Below are 25,362 nucleotides of genomic sequence, written 5' to 3' on the forward strand. Positions count from 1 at the left end.
AACGTCCATGTCGCGCGATCGGCCTGCCGCAGGCTGATCGTGTCGATCTTCAGGCCAGCAGCGTTTTACAGATGGCCAGTAGCTGCTGCACATCTTCAATGCGGGTCTCTCCGCTGGCTTTGTCAATGATCGAACTGTAGACGTGCGGGATCACTTTGCTGACGCCCGACTCCAGCGCAATGCGCACGATCTCGCCGAAATTGTCCAGATCGATGCCGCCGGTGGGCTCGAGCCAGAAATCCTGTTTTGCACAGGCTTCCGCCAAAGCGCGGTACTCATCCACTGCCTGCAGGCCGCCCATCGGGAAATATTTCACCGAGCTGCCGCCCATATCCTGCAGCATCGCAATCGCCGTTTCGATGGGCACGATCCCGTCCTGCTCTTTTGCGCTGCGCGGTCCGGTAGAGATTTTGACCCGGCCCGGCGTGCCGGTGGGCGAGATCAGACCGTTCACGATGGTCTGTGACTGGCCCAGCAGCGCACGACTGGTGGCAACGCCGGTAAAGACCTGGTTCACATGCTGTGGTTGCAGCACCGCCGAAATCTCACTCACCATCAGTGACTGATTAGGATCGCCCGCGCCCAGCCCCACCGAGAGTGCATTATCGATCAGCGCGGCATACTCACGCATATCCGCGATAGCAGCGTCATTGCTGGCGTAGTTTTTTGACAGCACGCCGACCAGCACGTGCCCTTCTGCTGCCTGCCAGATGGCGCGGGCGTTCTCCTTTGATCCCGCCAGGACGTTAAGGCAGATGCGATCCTGATAAAAGTTGGGGGTCAGCGTCATGCGTGTTTCTCTCCGTTTAACAGTGCCTGAATGCGGGTGAAAATCGTGTGCAGTTGATCGGCGCTGACGCTGCGCACGTCCGCCTCAATGATCCCCTCGTTGGCTTTGTAGCCACGGAAGTAGATCGCGACGTCGCCCTTTTTCAGCGCCTGCACCAGATCGCCGGTGCGCTGCTGGATCGCGGCTTCGTCAAATGCGATCTCAGCGCGGGCGATATCGCGTCCGGCTGCATCCCACACGATGCGGGCCGTCACGCCATTCAGGCTGTTGAGCCGCTCAATAAACGGCGTCATTTTTTCCACCATCTGCGCGCCGCTGATTTTTGGCTGAGACAGATAGTTTTCAATCGCCTGGGTCAGCCCGAGAATCCCCTCTTTGCCCACTTTCATCGCGCGGCCTATACCGTTAGTCTGGCGTTTGACCCACTCAACGTAGTGGTGTCTGCCAATGACCAGTCCGCTGGTCGGCCCTTCAATCGCTTTTGCGCCGCTGTAGATCACCAGATCAGCACCCGCCTGGTAGTAGCATTGCAGATCCTCTTCCGCTGCCGCATCGACGATTAGCGGCACACCATGCTCACGCGCAACCGCCGCGGCCTGTGCCACATCGAGATGGCTTTTCTGCACGCAGTGGTGAGATTTCACATAGAGGATCGCTGCGGTCTGTGGCGTGATCGCCGCCGCCAGCTGGGCGGGTGAGCACTCGTTGCTATATCCTGCTTCCACCAGTTGCCCGCCACCCAGCGCCACCATGCTGCCGACCGGTGCGCCATAGTTCACGTTGTGCCCTTTCGGCACGACAATCTGGTGCGGGATGGTCAGCGGTGCGGCGTGCAGGTTGTCCACCAGCCAGTCGTTGTCTTTCACAATCACCGCCGCCACGCTCTGGGCAATACCGGCCGAGGCGCAGGAGACCACCAGCGCGTTCTCTACCTTCAGCAGACCGGCGATATAAGTACCCGTCTTATCCACCAGATCTTTCATTTCAAAGTAGTGGTCGAGGCCGTACTTCACCGTATCGATCACGTCACTGGACGGCGTTGAAACGCCGAGGATCGTCATACGGCCAGAGGCGTTTATTACCGGCTTCAGGCCATACTTTTCATATACCGAGTTCATGCGCTATTCCTTCTTTTGTCGCGAACCACGTACCAGCGACGACGGCCGCCAGCGGAACAAGATGCTTCTCACCGGCGATCTGTTCACCTTCTGAATCGATAAAGGGCCGGGTTTCCTCTTTGACGCTAAAAACCGTCAGGTCGGCGTCGTAGCCAATTTTCAGCTGGCCCTTGCGCAGCAGGCGCAGTCCTGCCGCCGCATTGACCGTCACACAGTCAATCACCTGCGGCAGCGTCATGCCGACGCTGAAGAATTTCGACATCACATGCGCCAGGTTGTGAACCGGTCCGGCCAGACGATTGCGGCAGTAGATGTCAGAGCTGATGGTGTCGGGCAGAATGCCCTGCGCAATCGCCACGCGGGCAACCTCAAAGCTGAAACTGGCGCTACCGTGGCCGACATCGAGTTTTACGCCACGTACAATGGCATGTTTTACCGCCGCTTTGAGTTCACCCTGCGGCGTCAGAATGCGGTTGGGTTTGCCATTAAAACAGTGCGTGATGATGTCGCCCGTGGTGAGCAGATCCGCAATCTGGTCGAGATTGGGTGGATTATTGCCGATGTGAACCATCAGCGGCAGACCGCCACTTTCCTGCTGAATTGCCTTAGCTTTTATCAGCGGCTGGACGCCGTTCTGACCCACCACGCTGCTGCTGATGCGCGCCTTAAGGCCGACAATAAAATCGGGCAGTCGTGCTACGGCCTGCTGCACCGCTTCGCCGTCGATCTGCGTCATATCGGCCAGCTCATTCTGGGTGACGATGCCGGTGCGGGCGATATTGATCAGCGCATAGACCTGAGTCTGCGCCGCACGCGTCAGCTGGTAGAAATCGTCAATGTGTTCTGCGCCGGTGCTGCCCGCATCGACTACCGTGGTGACGCCATGCGCCACGCCAATCGCGTCCGCTTCATCATGGTAAATCGGTGATTTGGGATAGCAGTGAACGTGTGAGTCTATCCAGCCAGCGCTGACGTAGTAGCGGCCCGCCAGATCGCGCTCGTGCCGGGCCTTGCCCTGCACGTTGCCGATAGCGGCAATGCGGCCATCCTGCAGCGCAATGTCGACCACCTGCTCATCGCAGAGTCTTGCTGCGCGGATAATCAAGTCGTACATGGTTTCTCCTTAACGACAGCCCGCTGCCGGGCTGCCGGTGAGATTCAGAGAGCAATCGGGAACAGCGCACCCAGAATCATCGCGCCGAGGATGGCACCGCCGGTAATCGGTTTGTTCCAGAGGTAGAACAGCAGCGCACCCAGCAGTGAGCCCAGGCCAATCGGAATGGAGGCTGCCATAGCGGACAGGATGATCAGCGGACCCAGGAAGCGGCCCGAAGCATTACCCGCGCCCATCATCACGTCTGCGCCGTAGGTCGAGTCGCTCTGATTGATGGTGAATTTACGCGCCAGAATAATCAGGTAGCCAATCGCCACGCCGATCACCAGGCCGGTCGCCAGCGAAGCCGCGAAGTTCGCCACCGGAAAGACGATGCCCGCCCCCAGCAGCAGTGCCGGAACACCCAGCCCGACGCCGGTCTGGATCGCGCCGCCGATATCCAGAATGCCCACCAGCGAACCTTCAATGATGCGGGCAAACAGGAAACTGGCACCGAAGGCGGCGACTGCACCGTAGACGCCGGTCTCCATGCCCGCGCGCAGCATCGAAACAAACGCCACTTCGTTAAACGCGCCGATGCCATAGAGGTAATACATGTGGGTTCCGGCAAAAACGCCCGAGGAGAGCAGGCCAACAAAGATTGGGAAAGACCAGTCGGCGTACCAGAAGCCTTTATTTTCGTTCATCGCATCGCCTCTTATTTGCCGCTGACTGCGTTATGGATCATGTCGAGCCAGCCGGGAATGCCGAGCTGGAAGGACTGCAGCAGCTTCATGTCGAAACCACGGAAGAAACCGCTGAGCACAAACAGCAGCACGATGGCGGTCATCATCACTTTAGTGACCCGGTTCCAGCCGCTCTCTTCCACGCCTTTACCGATCAGGATACCCAGCACCAGACCTGGCACGGCGTTGCCCATAATCAGCTGCGCCAGACCGCCAAAAATGGTGGCCCAGAAGCCTGATTTTTTGCCTGCATCAATCGCCGCCAGCCAGAAGATCACCGGCATGACGGTATTCACCAGCAGGTTAGCGGCGGGCACCAGTACTTTGACCGCGGTCACCTGCAGTGCAGCCGGCACAGCAGAGGCAGTGGAGTTGAGGAAGGCGACCACGATCATGCCGATGATGCCGCAGGCGATGGCCATTTTTTTCGGATCGTGCAGCGTCTCCGCCACATTACGGTTCTTCACCATCAAAGCGGCCGCGCCCCAGTTTGGAATGATGCGGTGATCCACATCCTGCGTGAATGAACCGGCTGCGACAGACGATGCCCAGGCATTGAAAAAGAAGCCAAGACCAAAGGAGAAGTGGGATGCCGGATCGCCCTCGCACGAATTCAGCTCGCCCAGCGTACGAAAGGCGCCCATGCCCTGGGTGGTGGGCGCATGGAACATGCGCGCAGCACCCGCACCGACGCCGACCCCGACCAGCCCGCCAATGATCAACGACTTAAACAAAATGATTAAAAACATGTTGTTGTACCTTGTTGTCGTTTTTACCCGCCCTATCCGCGACGCCGCATTGACCTGGCCTGACCGCCGCGCTATCGCAACAGCAGTGGAACGGACAAACGGCGGGCTGATGTGAACAGGTTCTGTTTTATGATGCCGCCGTGAACGTCACCTGTTCGGTGTCGAAAACGGTGACGCTGACGGTGATCTCCAGCGTGACGCTGAAGCTCCTCCGCTGGCGCGCCAGAAAGAAGAAGAGAAACTTCTCGGTTCTGACGCTCTCCTGCGCGCGCAGCACCCGGACATCCTGAGGTTCAATGCGCAGCAGAATTTTTTGCGTCGCGCGCAGGACCTGGTTCTGCACCCGACTCAGGGCATCGGCAAAGGCTTTCGCTTTGGTGTCGCCTTTGCCCTCGACCGTCACCTGGGTAACGTAGTGTTCTTTCATAATCAGCTGCCGTGCTTCTTGTTCCAGGCCTGCACCAGCCGCTCGCCTAACTCTTCTTTATCCATAAAGCCGAAGCCCAGCACCGTGGCACCTTCATTGATGGCAGTGACGCCTTCGTCGACAGAACGCATGCCATGTTTTGCTTTGTAGCCATATTTGTTCTGCGCGGTAATAGCACCCGCGCCACCGCTGCCGCAGAACGAGATGCCGAAATCAGCGTTCTCTGCCTTCATCACGTCACCCAGCTTCATGTCAGCGGCCACGCCTGGCACCACGACGGCACGACCACCCGCTTTCTCGATGCCCGCGGCCACTTTCTGGCCCTTACCTAAACGATCGCCAATCACTACTGTTACCATGGTGTGTTCCTCTCTATTTGTTTGATCGCGCGACTTCAATATGCACTGACAGCAGCCAGGCCTCTTCGCGGGGGAGATTGCCAAACAGGTCGACAACCTGCTGCGCCAGCGCGACCGTTTCCGGCGGAATATCCTCAAACAACTCCGCTTCCACTTCCGGTAACGGCTCGCCGCTCAGCGAGCGTGACGCCATGGCTCCGACATGCGATTGCAGCATCTGCTGCTGGACCGCATTGGGCTGAATGCCATGCTGCTGATAGATCGCCGCAATCTGCGTCATTACGCTGTCAGCCAGCTGCTGCACTTTCTCCGGTGGCGCTTCATACACCGGGACGCCGTTATTGCTCACCTTGCTACTCCTGTTAAACCGGATAATTCGCGTTAGAAATAAATTAGCGGTCATCACCCCGGCTGTGGAGAGGCAACATTTCCAGCAGCAAGTGGAAATTGAAGTGAAGGTTGTGCGTCAGATCGCAGGCTGCATGCTTAGTGCGATCTGCGTCTCAAAATGCGCAAAATGATGGCGTTAGCTTCGCCAGGCGGTAATGTTGTGCGGCGACCAGACTGCCAGACGGTAGTTTACGGCGCGGTAATAAGCAGAAGTGATGGTAAAAACTGCCGGTCGGGCTGACCGGCGGTCGGATTAGCGGAATTTCTTATGGTTAGTATTACGGATGTCATCAAATTTAGCGGCTTCGCGCTTTGCGCCGTCCACGTTGTTAGCTTTCGCCAGCGTGCTGACCACATCAATCTGTGCGATGAGTGAGTCCAGGCCAGCGTGATAGTCTTTGATCTGCGCACTGTCAGCAGGCTGACCTTCCAGCTTATCGGGCGTCGACTTTTTGGCATCCTGCGCCGCGGCACGCATTTTGGTTAACGCCTGCTGCATCTCCTGCGCACTGTCCGTTTTCTTAACGATTTTCAGGTTCGCATTCAGCGTGTCCATATCCTGCTCCAGATCTGCCGCATAGAGACTGACGCTGGAGAACAACAGAGAAGCCGACAACATTGCAATCACATGCTTACGCATCATTACTTCCTTTTTATTGTGATGAAAAAAAGCAGCCAACAGGCTGCTTCAGGAATTCATCTTTATTGTCCCGCTATCTTCATCTCAGGCAGTAACACCGAACCGCACTGGATATTACTGCGGGTTTCAATATCGTCACCGATGGTCACCATGTTGTGCCACATCTCTTTAAGATTGCCGGCAATAGTGACTTCGCTGACCGGGTACTGAATTACGCCATTCTCAACCCAGAAACCGGCTGCACCGCGTGAGTAGTCACCGGTAATGGCGCTGACGCCCTGGCCCATCAGTTCGGTCACCACTAACCCGGTACCCATCTGCTTCAGCAGGTCGTCAAAGCTGTGGCCCTGACCCGCAATGCGCCAGTTATGAATACCACCAGCATGGCCGGTGCTGGTCAGACCCAGTTTACGGGCGGAATAGCTGGTCAACAGCCAGGTCTGCAATACGCCATCTTTGATGATGTCGCGCGCCTGAGTCCGCACCCCTTCACTGTCAAACGGCGTAGAGGCGAGCCCTTTCAGCAGGTGTGGCTGTTCACTGATAGTGAGCCACTCCGGCAGAATCTCCTGACCCATTGAATCCAGCAGGAAAGTCGATTTACGGTAAACGCTGCTGCCGCTGATCGCACCAACCAGATGGCCAAACAAGCCAGTCGCCACTTCAGCGGCAAAAATCACCGGGGCTTTCATGGTCGGAAGTTTACGCGGGGCCAGACGGGAGAGCGTACGGCGCGCGCACTCTGCACCTACCCAATCCGGGCTTTTCAAATCTTCAAATGCACGGCCAATGGTATAGGCGTAGTCGCGCTCCATGTTGCCATCCTGCTCAGCGATAACGCAGCTGGAGAGCGAATGGCGGCTTGAGCAGTAGCTCTGCAACATTCCGTGGCTGTTGCCAAAGACTTTGATGCCGACGTGGCTGTTGAAACTACCGCCTTCGGTGTTGGTAATACGCTTGTCGGCACGCAGTGACGCCTGTTCCGCCTGCGCGGCCAGTTCAATGGCACGATCAGCGTCAATTTCCCACGGATGGTAGAGATCCAGATCCGGCGCATCATAGGCCAGCAGTTCTGCGTCGGCCAGACCGGCAAAGGGATCGGGTGAGGTGTAGCGGGCAATATCAATCGCCGCCTGCACGGTACGCTTGATCGCATCCGGGCTGAGGTCGGTCGATGAGGCACTGCCTTTACGATTCTGATGATAAACGGTGATGCCCAGCGCACCGTCGCTGTTAAATTCAACGTTTTCCACTTCGCCATAGCGGGTGCTGACCCCGATGCCGGTGGTCTTACTGACAGCCACTTCCGCGCTGTCAGTGCTTGCTTTAGCCAGTTCAAGTGCCTGCGCAATGGCCTGCTCCAGTACTTTTCGCTGTTCTGCAACCTGAGTAGATACGTTCATCGACCTGCCGTCTAATCTTATGTGTGAATGATTTGAGTCTATCAGAGTCAGAGAACAATTTCGCAGTCACCCGATAAACTGGTAGGATTAGCCTCTTTTTTTTGGGAGCCCGGAAATGACCAGACAGCCCGATGAGTGGCTCGACGATGTGCCAGATAATGACGAAGAAGAAGATGAAGAGATTATCTGGGTCAGTAAGAGTGAAATTAAACGCGATGCAGAAGAGCTAAAGCGCCTGGGAGCCGAACTGGTTGATCTGGGTAAAAACTCGCTGGATAAAATCCCGCTGGATGAACGCCTGCGCACCGAGATCGAACTGGCACAGCGCATCAAGAAAGAGGGTCGCCGCCGTCAGCTGCAGCTGATCGGTAAACTGCTGCGCAGTATTGATGTGGAGCCGATCCGCATTGCGCTGGATAAGCTAAAGAATCGCCACAACCAGCAGGTTGCGCTGTTCCACAAACTGGAAATGCTGCGCGATCGTCTGATTGAGCAAGGCGATGAGGCGATGAGCGACGTCATTGCGCTTTATCCCGATGCCGATCGTCAGCAGTTACGCAGCATGATCCGTAACGCGCAGAAAGAGAAAGCGGGCAACAAGCCGCCGAAGTCTGCCCGTCAGATTTTCCAGTATCTGCGCGAGCTGGCCGAAGCGCAGTAATGCCATGGCGGGCAGTTTCGCCCGCCTCCCGGCAGCCCTTACCGATAGATATAGAGAATACCGGTGCGCAGCCGCAACTGGCGTTCGCTCGATGTCGCAGAACGTCCGATATCGCCAAAGGTGACGTAAGGCACCCAGACGCGATCGTTGCCAAGCGCATAATCGAACTGTAATTCCTGTTCATAGTCATCATGCTTATTAGCAAACAGTTTCGCATCCGCGTGCTTATATACCAGCTTATAGGTGGTGGTGAGACGATCGGTTTTATTGCGCAGATAGAGGTCAAAACGGTTAGCCGTGCGATGCCGGTCAGTATCGCAATAATCAATCCCCCCGGTGCGGCATTGATCGTCATGGGCATAATCGGTCAGTTCAAGGCGATATAATCCGCCAACAGACCAGCGGTCATTAATTTTATACCAGGGCGCCACACCAAACTTCCATTCGGTGCGCGAGGAGTTAAATTCCGGCTGGATAAAAGGTGACAGCGTCCAGTTACCCCAGTAATAGGACTTCAGAAAGGTGACTTCCACCACATTTAACACGGTGTCGTTATAATATTTATCTTTTGGATCGGCGCCACCGGTTTTAAATTTGGTTTCGACGCCAAGAAACATATTATCCGGCAGCGTGGTACTCAGCCCCAGCTTGTCATAGTGCGTGCGGTCGCGAAGACGGTATTCGTGCCGGTAATCCACCGTGGCCGTTGCCAGTGCTGCTGCGGAAGTGCATAACAGCGTAACGCCCAGAGTCAATGATCGTGTTGTACTTTTTCCCATAAAAAACATCCTTATTCTCAGTCATCAGGGCAATGAATTATCCGAACTCATTTAACCCAAAGTTAACTTATATTTAAAAACCGTATTAATATAAGATGCCACATAAATAAAACCTGTTCTTTTTTAACCTGAATCCTTCTGGTTATTATTTATTTCCCGGCTACAACAGAGACGATGCTAAAAATAACCGACAGGTGTGGCCTTTCTGTTTCAGACACTAATAGAGAAAATATGGCAACTGAAGGAAGAGTGAGCAGATCAAATTCAAAAATATGTGGTATTTGTTGAGAAGATAATATTATGGGGAATACTACGTTTAAAAAAACGCCCGATATGGGCGTCGGAGATTGTTGATAAAGTTCGGCCCTGTAGCGGTAAGACCGAGCCTGCAAAGAGAACGCGGTCAGTTCGGAAAGACGCAAAAGCTGTCATCGATGACACGCCCGGCCCGCGTCATCCGTAGCGCGGGACGCTTTCCTCTTCTGACCGAATTCCCTTCGCCTTGGGCAACTGCGTTGCTGCCAGATTCACCCTGATTAGGGTTTGTCATCAGTCTGAAACGCCCGAAACGGGTGCCTGTTTTTAGGCCAGCCTGTCCAACAGCTTCTGATGAATGCCGCCAAACCCACCGTTGCTCATCACCAGAATCGTGTCACCTGGCTGAGCGGCTTTTGCCACCATTTCTACCAGGGCATCGATATCCGCGCTCCAGTGTGCAGGCGGAATGCACGCTTCTGCGACATCTGAAACCTGCCACGGAATATGGTGCGGCTGGAACAGGAAGACCTCATCAGCACGCGCCAGCGACGGTGCCAGGTCGTTTTTGCTGACGCCCATCTTCATGGTATTGGAGCGAGGCTCCAGCACGGCCAGGATGCGTGCTCTGCCGCCCACTTTGCTGCGCAGGGCAGCCAGCGTCGCCAGAATTGCCGTCGGATGGTGAGCGAAGTCATCATAGACTTTGATGTTATTTACTTCGCCACGCAGCTCCAGCCGGCGACGTGCATTGATAAAGGTGTTCAGCGCCTGGCCTGCATCTTCCGGCTTCACACCGACATGCCGCGCGGCAGCAATCGCCATCAGACCGTTATGCATGTTGTGTTCGCCTACCAGCGCCCAGTTCACTTCCCCGACTTTCTCGCCGTCGAGCCAGATTTCCCAGTGAGACGCATCGTTGGTGAGCTTCTTCGCCTGCCAGCGCCCGTGCTCGCCAATGCTCTCCTGCTCGCTCCAGCAACCCATCGCCATCACCTGTTTGAGGTTAGGATCATGTTCCGGCAGCAGGATCTTGCCCTGCCCCGGCACGATCCGCACCAGATGGTGGAACTGCTTCTGGATCGCCCGCAGATCGTCAAAGATATCGGCGTGATCAAATTCAAGGTTGTTGAGGATCAGGGTTCGGGGAGAGTAATGGACAAACTTGGAACGCTTATCAAAAAACGCGCAGTCATACTCATCCGCTTCAATCACGAAGAATGGACTTTTTCCTAATTTTGCCGAGACATCGAAGTTTCCAGGCACACCACCAATAATGAAGCCGGGTTCCAGGCCGCAGGCCTCGAGAATCCACGCTGCCATGCCGGCTGTGGTGGTTTTACCGTGGGTTCCGGCCACGGCCAGCACCCAGCGATCGCGCAGCACGAAATCGTGCAGCCACTGCGGGCCAGAGAGGTAGGGAATGTTGCGTTCCAGCACCGCTTCCACACAAGGATTACCCCGCGTCATCGCATTGCCGATAATGACTAAGTCAGGCACCGGATCAAGCTGACTGGCGTCATAACCTTCTTTTAATTCAATACCTTGCTGTTCGAGCAGTGTACTCATTGGCGGATAAACGTTGGCGTCTGAACCGGTCACCTGATGACCCAGTGAACGAGCCAGCACCGCCAGACCACCCATAAAAGTGCCACAAATCCCGAGGATGTGAATGCGCATAACATGATCCATTACTCAAAAGTTCGGCGCACAGTGTAACGCCGCTCGCAGACGGAAGAAACGGATTAGGACTATGGTTTTTGAAGTTCAATCGGCTAAACTGCGTACGCATCCGTTGGCAGACTGTTACGCGTGCTGCCACTCCATCGAAGATTCAGGGAATGTGTTATGAAAACGTTGGGCGAATTTATCGTCGAGAAGCAGCATGACTTTCCGCACGCTACAGGTGAACTGACAGCGCTGATTTCCGCTATTAAGCTGGGTGCCAAAATCATCCACCGCGACATCAACAAAGCCGGTTTAGTGGATATTCTGGGTGCCAGCGGCGTCGAGAATATTCAGGGTGAGCAGCAGATGAAACTGGATCTGTTTGCCAACGAGAAACTGAAGGCAGCACTGAAAGCACGCGGCATCGTCGCCGGTATCGCTTCTGAGGAAGAAGACGAGTTTGTGATCTTTGAAGGTGAAGAAAACGGTAAGTACGTGGTGTTAATGGATCCACTGGATGGTTCTTCTAACATCGACGTTAACGTTTCTGTCGGCACCATTTTCTCTATCTACCGCCGCGTCAGCGAACCGGGTACGCCGGTTGTTGAAGCGGACTTCATGCAGCCAGGCAACAAGCAGGTCGCTGCGGGTTACGTGGTTTACGGCTCCTCCACCATGATGGTTTATACCACCGGTGCAGGCGTGCATGCGTTTACTTACGATCCGTCTCTGGGTGTATTCTGCCTCAGCCACGAACGTATGACCTATCCACCAACGGGTTACACCTACTCCATTAACGAAGGTAACTACATTCGTTTCCCGCAGGGTGTGAAGAAATATCTGAAGTTCTGTCAGGAAGAGGATCTGCCAACGCACCGTCCTTATACCTCACGTTACATCGGATCGCTGGTCGCGGATTTCCATCGTAACCTGCTGAAAGGCGGTATCTACCTCTATCCAAGCACCGCCAGCCACCCACAGGGCAAGCTGCGTCTGCTGTATGAGTGCAATCCGATGGCCTTCCTGGCCGAGCAGGCGGGCGGTAAAGCCAGCGACGGTCAGAAGCGTATTCTGGATATTCCACCGGTCACGCTGCATCAGCGCTGCCCGTTCTACTGCGGTAACGAGGCGATGGTGAACGACGTTGAGCGTTTCCTGGCCGAGTTCCCGGATTGCCGTCAGGGTTAATCAGGTAGTGGTTTAATAAGAGATATAAAAAGGGCGCGATTTCGCGCCCTTTTTGCTTTTACGCCGTCTGCAATCTGAACTGCGCCATCGTCGCCTGAAGCTGGCCGGACTGCGCTTCCAGCGACTGGGTCGCGGCGGTGGCCTGCTCTACCAGTGCCGCATTCTGCTGCGCCGTTGCATCCATCTGCGTGACCGCCAGATTGACCTGCTCAATGCCACGGCTCTGCTCGTCGGAGGCCATCGAGATCTCTTTCATCAGTGCCGTTACGCGCATCACTTCACCAGAAATTTCATCCATGGTTTCCCCGGCGCGCGTCGCCATCTCCGTCCCCTCTTTGACCCGCGACTGTGAATCACTGATTAGCGTGCGGATCTCTTTGGCCGCGTTAGCACTGCGCTGCGCCAGCGTACGCACCTCATTCGCCACCACCGCAAAGCCACGCCCCTGTTCGCCGGCTCGCGCCGCTTCGACGGCGGCGTTAAGCGCCAGAATGTTGGTCTGGAAGGCGATGCCGTCAATCACGCTGAGAATGTCGCCGATACGATTGGCGCTATCGGTAATCTCATGCATTTTTTCCATCACGTAGCAGACCACTTCAGCGCCGCGATCGGCGGTATCAGAGACCGCGTTAGCCAGCTGATGCGCCTGCTGAGCGTTGCTGGCGTTAAGACGGACCGTGGCCGTAAGCTGCTCCATGCTGGCCGCCGTCTGCTCCAGCGAGGCAGCGGACTCTTCGGTGCGCTGCGACAGATTGACGTTACCCGCCGCCAGTTCACGGCTGCCGATGTCGATCTGCATACTCGCTTCACGCACCTGACTCACCGAGGTGCGCAGTGACTGCTGCATCCCGCTCAGTGCATGATTAAGCCTGCCCAGCTCGTTGTTGCTGGACGGCGGCAGCGCCTGCGACAGGTCGCCAGCCGCGATCTGTTCAAGATGGACAATCGCCAGATTCAGCGGCTGCAGCAGCATCCGGCGCAGCAGTTGCCAGGCGAGCACCAGCAGCAGTAGTGTTAATACGCCTGCCACAGCGATCAGAATTTTCATTTTGGTTTCATTGTAGGCCGCCTGTGCGAGCTGGGCCTCGGTGACCTGTCCGGCGAACTGGCTGAAGTCTGTGACAGCGTTGTTGTAGCTTGCCGCCAGCGTCGCCAGGTTGCCTTCCAGCAGCTGGTAATATTCGTCAGTGTATTGCTTATCAAGCGCGTCCATCATCGGTTTGATGCCCTGGTCGAGATAGGCTTTGTAACTGGCTGAAATCGCGTCCGCCAGCATTTTCCCGTGCGCCGTCACCGTTCCGGCATCCACAAAGCGCTTCAGGTTTCGCTGTGATGACACCACATCCGCCTGCGACAGCTTTGTCACTGCCGCGCCCTCTTCCAGCATACCGATTTCAATTTTACGCACCGCCAGCGCTGCATTAGCGCGGGCCCGCATCAGATCTGAATTACTCTGGTAAAGACTGTTCAGCTCGATCCCCTGAATACGGTTGATCACATCCAGCGAGCGATTCCCTTTATTAATTGCCACGATACCCATAAAACTCACCGCCAACAGCAGCAGTGTCATAAATGCCAGCAATGCCAGCAACCCCGTGCGAAGTGATATCTGTTTCATCCTGATAATTTCCGTGTAAGAGAAAAGGCGAATTTTCCAGCGGCCCTAAAACGGATGAAGTATCGGCAGTAACGGCGCGAAACTTTAACTCTGATTAGTGTTAACAACTTGATCATCACGGAAACATCCATCAAGCTAATCGCCGCTTATCCGTTATCCGGAGAAAAGAATGAAACCAGGATTACTTCTGATGCTGCTGTGCCTCAGCACGGCGGCGCTGGCAGAGGATCTGCCGACAGACGCCTCGCCCGACCGCTGCCTCAATGACGCCTCGACTACCCTTGCCATGAACCAGTGCTACGCTGCGGCCAATCGGGCCTGGGATCAGGAGATGAATAAGCAGTACAACACACTGATGAAAACCCTCTCCGGTGAACCTAAAAACAAACTGCGTGCCGCGCAGCGTGCCTGGCTGAGCTACCGCGACAGCTGGCTTGAGGCGAGCCGCAGCCAGCTCACTACACAAGGCTCGCTGGGCAGCGTGGCGCTGAGCGCTCAGAGCCTGAGCCTGGTGCGCAATCAGGCACTGATGTTGCAGTCACTTGGTAAAGGCAGCTGTGCTAATCCCGATGACTGCTGATCGATAACCGGCTTTTGCGCTGGCTGAAGTCAGCGCGCTCATTCACCTTCAGGGAGAAACCATGGCTGCTTACGCCTCGACATTGATTCTGATTGCCCTTGCCGTACTGAGCTATTTCGTTCACAACAACGCGGTCACGATTTCGATTCTGGTGCTGCTGGCGATTAAAATTACCCCACTGGCGCAGTTCTTTCCCTATGTGGAGAAACAGGGCATTACTTTAGGCATCATTATTCTTACCGTGGCGGTGATGGCCCCGCTGGCCAGCGGCTCACTGCCCGCCTCCGCGCTGCTCAAATCGTTTGCCAACTGGAAATCGATTGTGGCGATTGTGGTGGGGATTTTTGTCGCCTGGCTGGGCGGTCGTGGCGTGAACTTTATGAGCGTGCAGCCGTCGGTCATCGGGGGACTGCTGATTGGCACGGTGATCGGCGTAGCGTTCTTCCGCGGCGTGCCGGTAGGGCCACTGATTGCCGCAGGCATTGTTTCGCTGTTTGTGGCGGCGAAGTAGCGTTTGGGCGCATTCCGAAACGCCAAAAAGAGGGCATACTTTCAGAGTCAGTTGGCTATAATAGCCGACACTCAACATACGACTACTGAAGGAATGCCAGATGAGTTTGAACCAGGTGCCAGCAGGTAAAGACCTGCCAGAAGATATCTACGTTGTCATTGAGATCCCAGCGAATGCTGATCCGATCAAATATGAAGTTGATAAAGAGTCTGGTGCCCTGTTTGTAGACCGTTTCATGTCTACCGCCATGTTCTATCCGTGCAACTACGGCTACATCAACCACACCCTTTCTCTGGATGGTGATCCGGTTGACGTACTGGTTCCGACCCCGTATCCACTGGTCCCAGGCTCAGTGATTCGCTGCCGTCCGGTTGGCGTGCTGAAAATGACCGACGAGTCTGGCGAAGATGCCAAACTGGTTGCCGTTCCGCACACCAAGCTCTCTAAAGAGTACGATCACATTAAAGATGTGAACGACCTGCCAGAACTGCTGCGTGCACAGATCACCCATTTCTTTGAGCACTACAAAGATCTGGAAAAAGGTAAATGGGTGAAAGTGGATGGCTGGGATAACGCCGAAGCCGCTAAAGCCGAAATCATCGCCTCTTACGAGCGCGCACAGAAGAAGTAATCCTGCTGCCGGTTTGTGAGTCGAAAAAAAAAACACCGTCCAACTGGACGGTGTTTTTGTTCAGGCCTCTGGCTCCTCATCGCGCTTCAGCCAGTCACCACTCATAATGCGCTGGCGTCCTGCCACTGAGCGTTGATAGACATAAAGCCATGCACTGCCAAACGGCGTCTGAGTCAGATAACGTTTGTACTCTCCCCCTTTGGTGCGAAGCGCATCCAGCTCCGCAAGGGTTGAGGCATCAATGCGGTACACTTCACACTGTACCGCTCCATTGCCCTCTATGACGCCGGGATAATGCCCCAGACTGTAAAGCTCAAAGCCTTCAATCTGGTGATCACCCAGCCACTGCGCATTCGTCATCCAGTGACTGTTTCCCTGTTTGCGCCGTAAACTGCCGTAGACAATTATTCGCATTGCTAAAACTCAAACTGATAGAGCAAATCGAGAGCCTGATCCACACCGGACACGGCTTCCAGATAGAGTTTAGGCATCAGGCGGTAACGCAAGGTTAACGTCGCCAGTGAATCAAATATGCCAACACCGTATTTTACCTGCAGACCCGGTAGTACATAGCCACTGACCTGCACCTGCTGGCTATCGCCAACACCCGCAGTATCAACGGCCAGATTACTGACACCGAATGTCTCCCCGATTTTACCCACAACCTGCCCACTTTGTGCAACCCCTAAGCCAACAAGAGCCGAAGTCAGGGCGTTACTGTCGCCGTCACTGCCCAGTCCCTGACCGCGCAGCAGGTAGGAAAGCGCTTCCTGTTGCGACATCGCCGGATCGGAGAAGACCTCTGCTTTCGGCTCATCGGCAAGGCCGGTGACGCGCAGACCGGCAGTGACGCCATCTTCAGTCGCATCCGGGTTACGGATGGCTTCCAGGTTGATGTAAGGCTGGTCCGGCGGGCCAGCAAACTGCAGTTCGCCTTTACGCACAATCAGATCCTGACCGTAGGCGTGGAAGCGACCTGATGGGATATTGATCTGACCGTTTAAGCCCAGTCCTGACCGATCCTGCACCATTTTCAGATCGCCATTCAGTTTCGCTTTCAGGCCAAATGCTGAGAGCCGCACATCGTTACCGACATGGATCACCAGATTACTGTTAATCGGAATCGCGGCGGTTTGCGGTGCGATTGGCTTCAGCTGTTTATCCAGCATCACTTCATCCGACGAGACGCCAGTGGCGCTTTCCGGCACTTCCTGCACCGTGATGCGCGCCCACGGAATGTCGACCCGGCCATCAAGGTTAAAGGCGGCTGGCGTCGCTTCAAATACCAGATCCGGCGAGACGTCCATACGCACCATCGGCGGCACGGTCACGCGAACCCGGCTGCCCTGCGCCGCAATGCGCGCACGCCAGTTATCAAGCTGACTCCAGTCCGCGTTACCGCTAAGGTTGATGTTGCCCTGCCCGGTCTGCACCAGCCCGTTCAGGGTCGAACTCATTCCGTTGAACACCAGATTCAGGTTAGCGGCAGTGAGATCGACCGGCATAAAGTTGCCATCCACATCGACACCCGTCAGACCCAGCTGACCAAACACCTGTGGCTGCTGGATGCTGCCACCCAGACGCAGGCTGCTGTTCAGGCTGCCTTTGATTTTCTCACCCTGCATCAGGGCCGGATTGAGCATCGCCAGCGAGATATTGCGGATGTTAACGTTGCCACCCAGCGTGCGCCGGTTTTGCGGATCGTCGATCTGCACACTGCCATCCAGCTGCCCGTTATTAGCGATGCGGATCAGCCAGTCGAGCTGGGCGCGTCCATTACGCAGCGCGGCATTGAGGTTCAGCGTATCAAAGGCGATGGACAGGTTATTGCCCTGCACATCCTGCACCACTTTCACGCCATTGCCTTTCAGCGCCACGGTTCCGGTCGGCAGCGCGCCGTCGGCCGTCCAGTTGACGCGCACATCACCGCTGAACAGGCCGCTGAGTTGGGTCGCATCCGGCATAAACGGCTTCACCATCGCCAGGTCAAAGCGATTCAGCACGACATGCGCCTTGCCTTCCGGCCCGGCTTCTACCGGCTCTGGTACACAAATCTGTGCATTCGGGTTCTGCCAGCAGTGCGGCCCAATGGTCGCCGTCTGGCGGCTGTTGAGATAGTCGATGGCCATCGCGCGGGTCAGACGCCACTCGCCGACAGGCGTATCAAAGCGGGTATCGTTCAGCGAGCCTCTCCAGCGTTCGGTCTGGCGATCAAAGCTGCCATTGAGCGCCAGCTGGCCAGAGACCGGTTTGCCCTGCACATTCAGCTTCAGCTGATGCTGACGCTCGTTGCCATCCGCATTCAGCGTCAGCAGGCTGATGTTCAGCGCATCCTGCTTCAGTTGCTCGACGCGCAGTTGCAGTTTACCCGCCACCTGTTCGCCGGAACGCACATCGCCATTCAGCGTAACGCGATTAATTTGCATCTGCTGCCAGCGCAGACCACGACCGTTGAGATCGGCCAGCAGCTGCGGCGCCTTCAGGGTGCCGCGCGCTTTGAGGGTGCCGTTGACGACACCGCCCAGACCGGGCAGTGCATTATCGAGCTGCGGTGCGTCGATGCTGGCATCGAGATCCAGACTGTCACCCAACGCCCCTTTGACATCCAGATGGTTGCGTCCCAGCGCCAGCTTAATGCCCGGCACTGTCCACTGGTTGTAGCTGTTACCGGTCAGTGAGCCGTCAGCGGTCACGGCGTTCTGCTTCACGTTTCCTTTCAGCTGAAGCTGCGGCACACTCAACTGCCAGCTGCCGCCATAAAGGCTGCCGCGGGTGGTAATTTTTCCATCCAGCCGCGCCGGCCAGTCAGGATACTGTTTCGCGGTGTTGATCCCGGCCAGCGTCAGCTCACTGCGCCAGCTGATCGCCTTGCTCCAGTCCACCAGCGCGGTGAGATCGATGTTGCCCTGCAATGCAGCCACGCGCAGGCGATCCAGGCTGAACTGCTCAACATTGCCTTTACCCGTCAGCGAGATAGTGGCTGGTGGTACGGACTCGCCCTTCACGGCGGTTTGCAGTGACATCACATAGTCAGTGGCTTTGCCTTTGAACTGATAGTCCAGGTTATCCGCCTGGTACTGTACCGGGCCGGTTAACGGCCAGCGAAGCTGCGGGCTGGTCAGCTTCAGTGACAGCGGCAGTCCCGCCACCGCCAGCTGGGTCGTGGCGTCCAGCTGCGCATTCACCGGACCGGAGAGGTTCAGCCCCATCTTCAGCTCGTCGCGCATCGCGCCATTCAGTTTCAGCGCCAGCTTTTCGCCTTTAATCGGATCGGTGTTAACTGTACCGTTAAGGGAGAAATCGACCGGCCAGTTATCCGCCAGCGTCGCCTGACCACTACCCTTCAGGTTGCCGAGGTTCGAGTCCACCTCCAGCGTGCTGAGTTGCATCTGACGATCGGCGGTTTTAGCTTTCAGCAGCAACCGGCTGACGGAGATATCGGTATCGCCGGTAATGCGCAGCTGTTCGCCCAGAATCTGCTGAACCTCAATATCCAGCGGCAGACGGAAATCGGGCAGCGCAGGCAGCAGCGGTTGGGCAAACATCGCCTGCAGCGTTTCACCCAGCGGTTTCTCGGCAGGATGGGGCTCCTGGACTTTCGGTTCTACTACCTCGTCATTGACCACTTTCGCCGCTTTCGGCAGCGCAATCAGCAGGCTTTGAATATGGGTCGGATTCAGCGTCAGCGCGCGATCCTGCCATTGCAGGCCGGTAGTGAAGTCGAGCAGCGAGATCGCCGTGTCATCCACTTTGACATTGATGTTGTGCAGGCCAAGATGACGCAGCGTAATCGGGTATGGCGTGCTGAGGTTAGTGCTGCCACTCTCCTCTTCCGGCGCAGGTGCAGCAGGTGTCATCTTCTTGCTGTCAACGACCACGCTGATATCGTGCAGGGAGACGTCGTTAACGCACACGGAGGAGTGCAGCAGGCAGTTGAGATCCACCGCCAGATGAATCTGCCCGGCATCCACGCTGACGCCTGGCATTTCATAGCGCAGACCGTTGAGCGTCAGGTTACGCCAGCCGCCATCGACCTGTTTGATTGACAGGCCGGGCACCCAGCGCGATGCCCCTTTCAGCACTAAATGCAGCCCAGGCGTGGTACCGATTAAAAATGCCGCGCCGCCCAACAGCAGTACCAGAAAGATCAGAATACCGATCAGGACCTTTTTCCACAGCTTCATAGTTCTGGCCCCAGCCCTACGTAAAATTGTAATCCATGTGCCTCGTCATCCCCGATAGGTCTGGCGATATCAAATTTGATGGGGCCAACCGGTGAAGACCATCGTACGCCGACGCCCGCACCGGTTTTGACGTTACTTTGCTTGATGTCGTTAACCGCTTCGCCCGAGTCGACAAACACCGCGCCCCACCATTTCCCGGTGACGTTGTACTGATATTCCAACGATCCGGTGGCGAGTTTGGATGCACCGGTGAGTTTGCCGTCGTCATCACGCGGGGAAATGTTTTTGTATTTGTAGCCACGAATACTGCGGTCACCCCCGGCAAAGAAGCGCAGATCCGGCGGCACTTTGTCAAAGTCGTTGGTTTCGATCCAGCCAAGATTGCCGCGCGCCACAAAGCGATGGCTGTCGCCCAGCGTGCGGATCCAGACGTTTTGCGCCTGCAGGATCAGAAAGTCAACGTCCGAACCCCAGGTCGTATCAGAGACGTCCACCGAGTAGCGCTGTGAATCGCCCCAGGTCGGCATCAGACCGCCACGCGAACGGGTGCGGTTTACGCTGACGCCGGGATAGAGCAGCATCGTGGTGTTGGTCACGCTGCCCTGCGTAAAGTGGTCCAGGCTCCAGCGCAGGTTAACGGCCTTCTGCCAGCCGCTGCTGCTGTCCCAGTTGCGCGACATCGCCAGCGTCGTGGTATCGGCTTTCGTGTCGTTGAGGTCGGTGCGCTTCAGACCGCCAGAGAAGGTGTAATACTGCTCCAGCGGGCTTTTCAGCAGCGGCACTTTGTAGCTGAGATCGACCTGCTGTTCCGGCGCAGAAACGTAGGCGCTGGCCGCCAGGCTGTGGCCGCTGTCGTTGATCCACGGTTTTTTCCAGGTGCCTTTCAGGCGCGGACCGACATCTGTGGAGTAGCCGACACCGGTTTCAATAGTATTTTCGGTGCGGGGCGACATCACGGCATTCAGCGGCAGGACTTTGGTCTGGCGTCCCTTGCTGAATTCCGGCGCGACCACCACCGAATTAAACCAGCCGGTGGCGGAAAGGCGACGATTCAGTTCGGCTAAATCGCGGGAACTGTAGTAATCCCCCTCTTTGAACGGCACCAGATTCTGCAGGTACTCTTCGCGAATCTGCGACCCCTGGAACGTGACGTCGCCAAAGCGATAGCGCTCGCCGCTGTCGTAATCAATATCCCAGAAGGCTTCACGCCGCTCTACCGAGACGCCGAGCTGGCTTTTTTTAAACGTACCGTCGAAGTAGCCGTTACGCAGCGCAAGATTTGAGAAACCGCTTTTGAATTTGTCATATTGCCCGTGGTTAAGCTGCGCGCCCACTTTGGGCCGTCCCTGCTTCACCCAGGCTTTGTAATCGGGATCATTGCGCGCATCGCCTTCAACGACGATGGTGCTGCCGCCGATTTTGACAGGCTCGCCAGGGGTGACATGGGCCACTAATACCGGGCGTCCGCCCTGCGCAGGCGCGGGGCGGGATTCAAAATCGATGGTGGGCTCATAATAACCGAGTGCACGTAGCCCCTCTTTTATCGCAACAGAAACACGCGCGCGAAAACGGCCATCGTTAGAGACCTCATCGCTGCCGATGGTCGACAGGCGCGCCCTGACATTTCTCTGAAGATCCCCGGTTAAGCCGTCTACCTGTAATCGCACTGTCGCCGCCTCAAGGGCGGGCGCGGCAAGCAGCAGGCCAGCCATGCAATAAACATAAAATCGTGGCACCTGTACTCCTGTTAATCATGCCGGCCCCTTTTCCGCGGGGCACTTATTAATCATCTTTGCCCGCACTACCGCAACGGCAACACCCTCATCATAGCCGCACTTTATGGTAAACGGCGGCGCAACGCTGACATCTAAGTCAAATAACAGGGTATTGTCGGTAAATGAGGATCGCGATACAACTCCTGAGGAGTGGAATGATCAATTTCAGATGACTCAGCCAGATAAATCCGAGCCGATAACCGGCTGCTCTGGACGCTAATGCTGTCCGATGCGGCGGTTTGCCCTCTGGCGGCACAATGAGCGCTCCTGCTATAATCTGCCACCACAGGCATTCCGCCTGTTTTCATTTCTGCCCCGACATCTTTTTTCCTGTCGAACAGGCGCAGACATTTTTGGCACGGATAGCTGTGTTTCACGGATAAACCAACTCTGTTTGCGCTTACCCACGCTGCCCAGGCCAAAAATGACAAGTGGATAACCCTTTGGATCTCATATGTTAGATAGCTTACTTGTCATTCTGTTGCTGATCGTAATCAGTGCCTTTTTTTCTCTGTCAGAGATATCGCTGGCGGCCGCCCGTAAGATCAAACTCAAACTGCTGGCCGATGAAGGCAATGTTAATGCGCAGCGTGTGCTTAAAATGCAGGAAACGCCGGGCATGTTCTTCACCGTGGTGCAGATTGGCCTTAACGCCGTCGCCATCCTGGGCGGTATTGTCGGCGACGCCGCCTTTTCACCGGTTTTCAGCGGCCTGTTTAACCGCTTTGTCTCGCCAGAACTGGCAGAGCAGCTCAGCTTTATCTGCTCTTTCACCATCGTCACCAGCCTCTTTATCCTGTTCGCCGACTTAACGCCGAAACGGGTCGGCATGGTCGCCCCGGAAACCATCGCGCTGCGCATCATCAACCCAATGCGTTTCTGCCTGCTGGTGATGCGTCCGCTGGTGTTTCTGTTTAACGGCCTGGCCAACGTCTTCTTCCGTATATTCAAACTGCCGATGGTGCGCAAAGATGACATCACCTCTGACGACATCTATGCCGTCGTTGAAGCGGGTGCCCTGGCGGGCGTGCTGCGTAAGCAGGAGCATGAACTGATTGAAAACGTGTTTGAGCTGGAATCACGAACCGTTCCCTCTTCCATGACCTCGCGTGAGAATATCGTCTGGTTTGATCTGCATGAAGATGAAACCAGCCTCAAGACCAAAATCGCTGAGCATCCGCATTCTAAATTTCTGGTCTGCAGCGGTGATATCGATCATATCGTCGGTTATGTCGACTCTAAAGAGCTGCTGCTGCGTGTGCTGGGCAATCAGAGTATGGCGCTGAACAGCGGCCTGCAGATTCGCTCTGCGCTGATTGTGCCGGACACGCTGACCCTCTCCGAAGCGCTGGAAAGTTTTAAAACCGCTGGCGAAGATTTTGCGGTGATCATGAACGAGTATGCGCTGGTCGTGGGCATCATTACCCTGAATGACGTGATGACCACGCTGATGGGTGACCTGGTGGGCCAGGGCATGGAAGAGCAGATTGTGGCGCGCGATGAAAATTCATGGCTGGTTGAGGGCGGCACACCCATTGATGACGTAATGCGCGTGCTGGACATTGATGATTTCCCGCAGTCAGGCAACTACGAAACCATCGGCGGCTTTATGATGTATATGCTGCGTAAGATTCCGAAGCGTACTGATTTTGTGAAGTTTGCTGGCTACAAGTTCGAGGTGGTGGATATTGATAGCTATCGCATCGACCAGCTGCTGGTGACCCGCATCGACGAACGACCGCCGGTACTGAGCATGACGAAAAGCGAAGAAGAGTAGAATGACTCAGGGCCAGGTTCAGACTGTCAAATAAAATAGTCTGACGGGCCAGACACTAAGGGCGCCATCGGCGCCCTTGATATTAGTTGAACTCAAGCTTGAGACGAACGACCTGGCGGTTAATTTCTGACATCACGCTCAGATGCTGTTTGTCTTTAACGCGCGGGATTAAGACTTTCCCTTTATCGAACTCGAACGCGCCAACGTCCTTGATATACAACCTTCCTTTGAACAGCGTTTTTACATATTTCGCTATTTGTAGCGGATTATAGCGCTGGAAGATCTTCATACTGACTAACTCCTGTACATTTTTAAAGCACGCTTCGCCGTTTCCAAATTTGGTTCCAGCCCATGAAGCGCGAATTCGCGATAACTATAGAACACTAAAATCGACTGGTGTTCCGAAAAGTGAATTTTTTTACTGAATTGACACATCATTACAGAACACTCTGTTATCAGCGTCATACAAGACAGTATAAACCTTCATTGGTTAAGGAATTGTGGTGTCCATAACAAACCTGACACCTTTCCATGACAGGCGCATCATCCCTGCTTACTATTGCAGTAAAATGACTAACTGGTCCGATCACTCAAGGAAATAGCAATGCGAAACATTCTGACCGCGGTGGCGCTGTCTTTGCTGATACCAGCAAGCGTGATGGCCCATGACCTCAGGCTGGGATCACGAGTCCCCGCCATTGGCGTCAACGATAAGGGCGAACTGTTATTACAGCAGAAGAAGTTTAGCTACAAAAACTGGAATAGCGCGCAGCTTAGTGGAAAAGTTCGCGTGGTCCAGCATATTGCTGGCCGCTCCTCCGCTAAAGAGATGAATGCGGCACTGATAGAGGCGATCAAAGCCGCGAAGTTGCCGCACGAGCGCTATCAGACCACCACTATCGTAAATACCGATGACGCCATTCCCGGCACCGGCATGTTTGTGCGCAGCAGCGTTGAGACCAACAAGCAGCAATATCCCTGGTCGCAGTTTGTCATCGACAGCAAGGGCAATGTGCAGCATGCCTGGCAGTTACAGTCGGGCGGTTCCGCCATTGTGGTACTGGATAAACAGGGCAAGGTGAGATTTGTGAAGGATGGATCGCTGACGCAGGATGAAGTGACAAAAGTGATGGCGCTGCTGGCCTCACTGCTGAAAGAGTAATCGCTGAAATCCCGGCGGTCACAGAGCGACCGTCGGCATTTCATAAGCCTACAAATTCAGACAGCATTAAAACAGTGAGACGCGGAAGCCAGGATTAAGAAAGGATTCGCGCGGCGCGTAGTCCAGGGTTTTACCCTGCCAGTCATGAACATGGGCGCCAGCGGCCATCGCCACGGCATGACCCGCGCCGGTATCCCAGATGTTGGTTGGCCCGAAACGGGGATAGAGCTGGGCTTTCCCTTCCGCCACCAGGCAGAATTTCAGAGAAGAGCCGGTGGCGACGGTCTGATGTTCACCCAGCTGTTTCAGGTACTCTTTCATCTCGGCGTCATCGCCATGTGAGCGGCTTACCACCACCAGCGGAGGACGCGCGTCACGGGCATGAATCTGCTCACGCTGACCGCCCTCCTCTTTCCACGCTTTGCCATCTGCTGCGGAGTACATTACGCCCAGCACCGGCGCGTAAACCACGCCCATCACTGGCTTGCCCGCTTCGATCAGCGCAATATTGACGGTAAATTCGCCGTTACGCTTGATGAACTCTTTGGTGCCATCCAGCGGATCGACCAGCCAGTAACGCTGCCAGTGCTGACGCACCTCCCAGGCAGGGGGATCTTCTTCTGACAGCACCGGGATTTCAGGCGATAACTGCTTCAGGCCCTGCATGATAACGTGGTGCGCCGCGATATCTGCGGCGGTCACCGGTGAATCGTCCGATTTGTGAGAAACGTCAAGCGGCGCGGCATCGTTATAGACCTGCATAATCGCGTCGCCCGCTTCGCGTGCCAGTTGGCAGATTTGCTCTAACATTTTTCACCTCGTTGTGTCTGTCTGCTGCGGGATAGGTTCACCCCAGCT

25 protein-coding genes are annotated in these 25,362 nt (G+C 55.7%); 7 read left to right on the forward strand and 18 right to left on the reverse strand.

The genetic code is table 11. From position 1 onward, the window contains the following. Positions 1–49 precede the first annotated feature (49 nt). From N1689_RS15250 to pmbA, 10 genes are all read right to left on the reverse strand, one after another. On the reverse strand, positions 50–790 hold the full coding sequence (locus N1689_RS15250) for a 2-dehydro-3-deoxy-phosphogluconate aldolase (RefSeq protein WP_260059347.1): 741 nt from the start codon (positions 788–790) through the stop codon (positions 50–52). Beyond that, on the reverse strand, positions 787–1,908 hold the full coding sequence (locus N1689_RS15255) for a DgaE family pyridoxal phosphate-dependent ammonia lyase (protein WP_161735379.1): 1,122 nt from the start codon (positions 1,906–1,908) through the stop codon (positions 787–789). The genes N1689_RS15250 and N1689_RS15255 overlap by 4 nt, the downstream gene beginning before the upstream one ends. After that, positions 1,892–3,022, reverse strand: coding sequence for an amidohydrolase/deacetylase family metallohydrolase (locus N1689_RS15260; RefSeq protein WP_161735381.1), 1,131 nt, complete (start codon positions 3,020–3,022; stop codon positions 1,892–1,894). Before N1689_RS15260 ends, N1689_RS15255 begins: the two co-directional genes overlap by 17 nt. Positions 3,023–3,066: 44 nt before the next feature. Next, positions 3,067–3,708: a DUF4310 family protein gene (locus tag N1689_RS15265; protein ID WP_010256482.1), complete on the reverse strand. Its 642-nt coding sequence runs from the start codon at positions 3,706–3,708 to the stop codon at positions 3,067–3,069. An 11-nt stretch (positions 3,709–3,719) separates the two neighbouring features. Further along, positions 3,720–4,496 (reverse strand): DUF4311 domain-containing protein, encoded by a 777-nt coding sequence (locus N1689_RS15270; protein ID WP_161735383.1) that lies wholly within the window; start codon positions 4,494–4,496, stop codon positions 3,720–3,722. A gap of 127 nt (positions 4,497–4,623) precedes the next feature. Further along, positions 4,624–4,923 carry a DUF4312 family protein gene (locus N1689_RS15275; protein ID WP_013359149.1) on the reverse strand — a complete coding sequence of 100 codons (300 nt, stop codon included), beginning with the start codon at positions 4,921–4,923 and terminating at the stop codon, positions 4,624–4,626. 2 nt (positions 4,924–4,925) lie between these two features. Continuing rightward, positions 4,926–5,282, reverse strand: a complete 357-nt coding sequence (locus N1689_RS15280; protein ID WP_010256477.1) for an SFCGS family glycine-rich protein — start codon at positions 5,280–5,282, stop codon at positions 4,926–4,928. A gap of 13 nt (positions 5,283–5,295) precedes the next feature. Beyond that, complete coding sequence (locus tag N1689_RS15285) at positions 5,296–5,631, reverse strand: glycine dehydrogenase (protein ID WP_161735385.1); 336 nt, start codon at positions 5,629–5,631, stop codon at positions 5,296–5,298. A 294-nt stretch (positions 5,632–5,925) separates the two neighbouring features. Continuing rightward, a complete protein-coding gene (gene cybC / locus N1689_RS15290) occupies positions 5,926–6,312 on the reverse strand; it encodes a cytochrome b562 (RefSeq protein WP_161735395.1) in 387 nt (128 codons plus the stop codon). A gap of 62 nt (positions 6,313–6,374) precedes the next feature. Further along, entirely contained in the window at positions 6,375–7,715 is a 1,341-nt protein-coding gene (gene pmbA, locus N1689_RS15295) for a metalloprotease PmbA (protein WP_161735387.1), read from the reverse strand. 115 nt (positions 7,716–7,830) lie between these two features. On the opposite strand from pmbA, the gene yjgA reads away from it, so the two are divergent. Next, the gene (gene yjgA / locus N1689_RS15300; RefSeq protein WP_013359154.1) at positions 7,831–8,376 is read left to right on the forward strand and encodes a ribosome biogenesis factor YjgA; all 546 of its coding nucleotides are present in this window, start codon (positions 7,831–7,833) and stop codon (positions 8,374–8,376) included. Positions 8,377–8,414: 38 nt separating this feature from the next. On the opposite strand, the gene N1689_RS15305 is transcribed toward yjgA, so the two are convergent. Both N1689_RS15305 and mpl read right to left on the reverse strand, forming a co-directional pair. Continuing rightward, entirely contained in the window at positions 8,415–9,155 is a 741-nt protein-coding gene (locus N1689_RS15305; protein WP_260059352.1) for an oligogalacturonate-specific porin KdgM family protein, read from the reverse strand. A 582-nt stretch (positions 9,156–9,737) separates the two neighbouring features. Then, positions 9,738–11,090, reverse strand: coding sequence for a UDP-N-acetylmuramate:L-alanyl-gamma-D-glutamyl-meso-diaminopimelate ligase (gene mpl, locus N1689_RS15310; RefSeq protein WP_260059353.1), 1,353 nt, complete (start codon positions 11,088–11,090; stop codon positions 9,738–9,740). A gap of 168 nt (positions 11,091–11,258) precedes the next feature. Between mpl and fbp the strand changes: the two genes are divergently transcribed. Then, a complete protein-coding gene (gene fbp, locus N1689_RS15315; protein ID WP_010256459.1) occupies positions 11,259–12,266 on the forward strand; it encodes a class 1 fructose-bisphosphatase in 1,008 nt (335 codons plus the stop codon). Positions 12,267–12,324: 58 nt separating this feature from the next. Here the strand turns inward: fbp and N1689_RS15320 are convergent, their stop codons facing one another. After that, a complete protein-coding gene (locus tag N1689_RS15320) occupies positions 12,325–13,884 on the reverse strand; it encodes a methyl-accepting chemotaxis protein (RefSeq protein WP_161734838.1) in 1,560 nt (519 codons plus the stop codon). A 169-nt stretch (positions 13,885–14,053) separates the two neighbouring features. Between N1689_RS15320 and N1689_RS15325 the strand changes: the two genes are divergently transcribed. The 3 genes from N1689_RS15325 to ppa all read left to right on the forward strand — a co-directional run bounded on the left by N1689_RS15325 (position 14,054) and on the right by ppa (position 15,606). Next, the gene (locus tag N1689_RS15325; protein WP_161734841.1) at positions 14,054–14,464 is read left to right on the forward strand and encodes a lysozyme inhibitor LprI family protein; all 411 of its coding nucleotides are present in this window, start codon (positions 14,054–14,056) and stop codon (positions 14,462–14,464) included. A 61-nt stretch (positions 14,465–14,525) separates the two neighbouring features. Then, entirely contained in the window at positions 14,526–14,975 is a 450-nt protein-coding gene (locus tag N1689_RS15330) for a DUF441 domain-containing protein (protein WP_013359160.1), read from the forward strand. Positions 14,976–15,075: 100 nt separating this feature from the next. Next, entirely contained in the window at positions 15,076–15,606 is a 531-nt protein-coding gene (gene ppa, locus N1689_RS15335; RefSeq protein WP_033734022.1) for an inorganic diphosphatase, read from the forward strand. 60 nt (positions 15,607–15,666) lie between these two features. Here ppa and N1689_RS15340 read toward each other — a convergent pair whose 3' ends face one another. From N1689_RS15340 to N1689_RS15350, 3 genes are read right to left on the reverse strand one after another with little or no spacing between them, the layout of a single operon-like run. Further along, a complete protein-coding gene (locus tag N1689_RS15340; protein ID WP_013359161.1) occupies positions 15,667–16,020 on the reverse strand; it encodes a gamma-glutamylcyclotransferase in 354 nt (117 codons plus the stop codon). Positions 16,021–16,022: 2 nt separating this feature from the next. Next, entirely contained in the window at positions 16,023–19,790 is a 3,768-nt protein-coding gene (locus N1689_RS15345) for a translocation/assembly module TamB domain-containing protein (protein ID WP_260059359.1), read from the reverse strand. Beyond that, positions 19,787–21,502 (reverse strand): autotransporter assembly complex family protein, encoded by a 1,716-nt coding sequence (locus tag N1689_RS15350; protein WP_202604986.1) that lies wholly within the window; start codon positions 21,500–21,502, stop codon positions 19,787–19,789. Before N1689_RS15350 ends, N1689_RS15345 begins: the two co-directional genes overlap by 4 nt. 517 nt (positions 21,503–22,019) lie before the next feature. On the opposite strand from N1689_RS15350, the gene N1689_RS15355 reads away from it, so the two are divergent. Further along, positions 22,020–23,342 carry a hemolysin family protein gene (locus N1689_RS15355; protein WP_013359164.1) on the forward strand — a complete coding sequence of 441 codons (1,323 nt, stop codon included), beginning with the start codon at positions 22,020–22,022 and terminating at the stop codon, positions 23,340–23,342. 82 nt (positions 23,343–23,424) lie between these two features. Here the strand turns inward: N1689_RS15355 and N1689_RS15360 are convergent, their stop codons facing one another. Beyond that, entirely contained in the window at positions 23,425–23,631 is a 207-nt protein-coding gene (locus N1689_RS15360; protein ID WP_003855513.1) for a DUF1107 domain-containing protein, read from the reverse strand. A gap of 315 nt (positions 23,632–23,946) precedes the next feature. On the opposite strand from N1689_RS15360, the gene N1689_RS15365 reads away from it, so the two are divergent. Next, the gene (locus N1689_RS15365) at positions 23,947–24,504 is read left to right on the forward strand and encodes a YtfJ family protein (protein WP_161734852.1); all 558 of its coding nucleotides are present in this window, start codon (positions 23,947–23,949) and stop codon (positions 24,502–24,504) included. Between the two features lie 66 nt (positions 24,505–24,570). On the opposite strand, the gene cysQ is transcribed toward N1689_RS15365, so the two are convergent. Continuing rightward, positions 24,571–25,314 (reverse strand): 3'(2'),5'-bisphosphate nucleotidase CysQ, encoded by a 744-nt coding sequence (cysQ, locus tag N1689_RS15370; RefSeq protein ID WP_161734855.1) that lies wholly within the window; start codon positions 25,312–25,314, stop codon positions 24,571–24,573. Positions 25,315–25,362: the final 48 nt, after the last annotated feature.

This window comes from Pantoea sp. XY16 (assembly GCF_025153065.1).
GTDB classification, from domain to species: Bacteria; Pseudomonadota; Gammaproteobacteria; order Enterobacterales; family Enterobacteriaceae; genus Pantoea; species Pantoea alfalfae.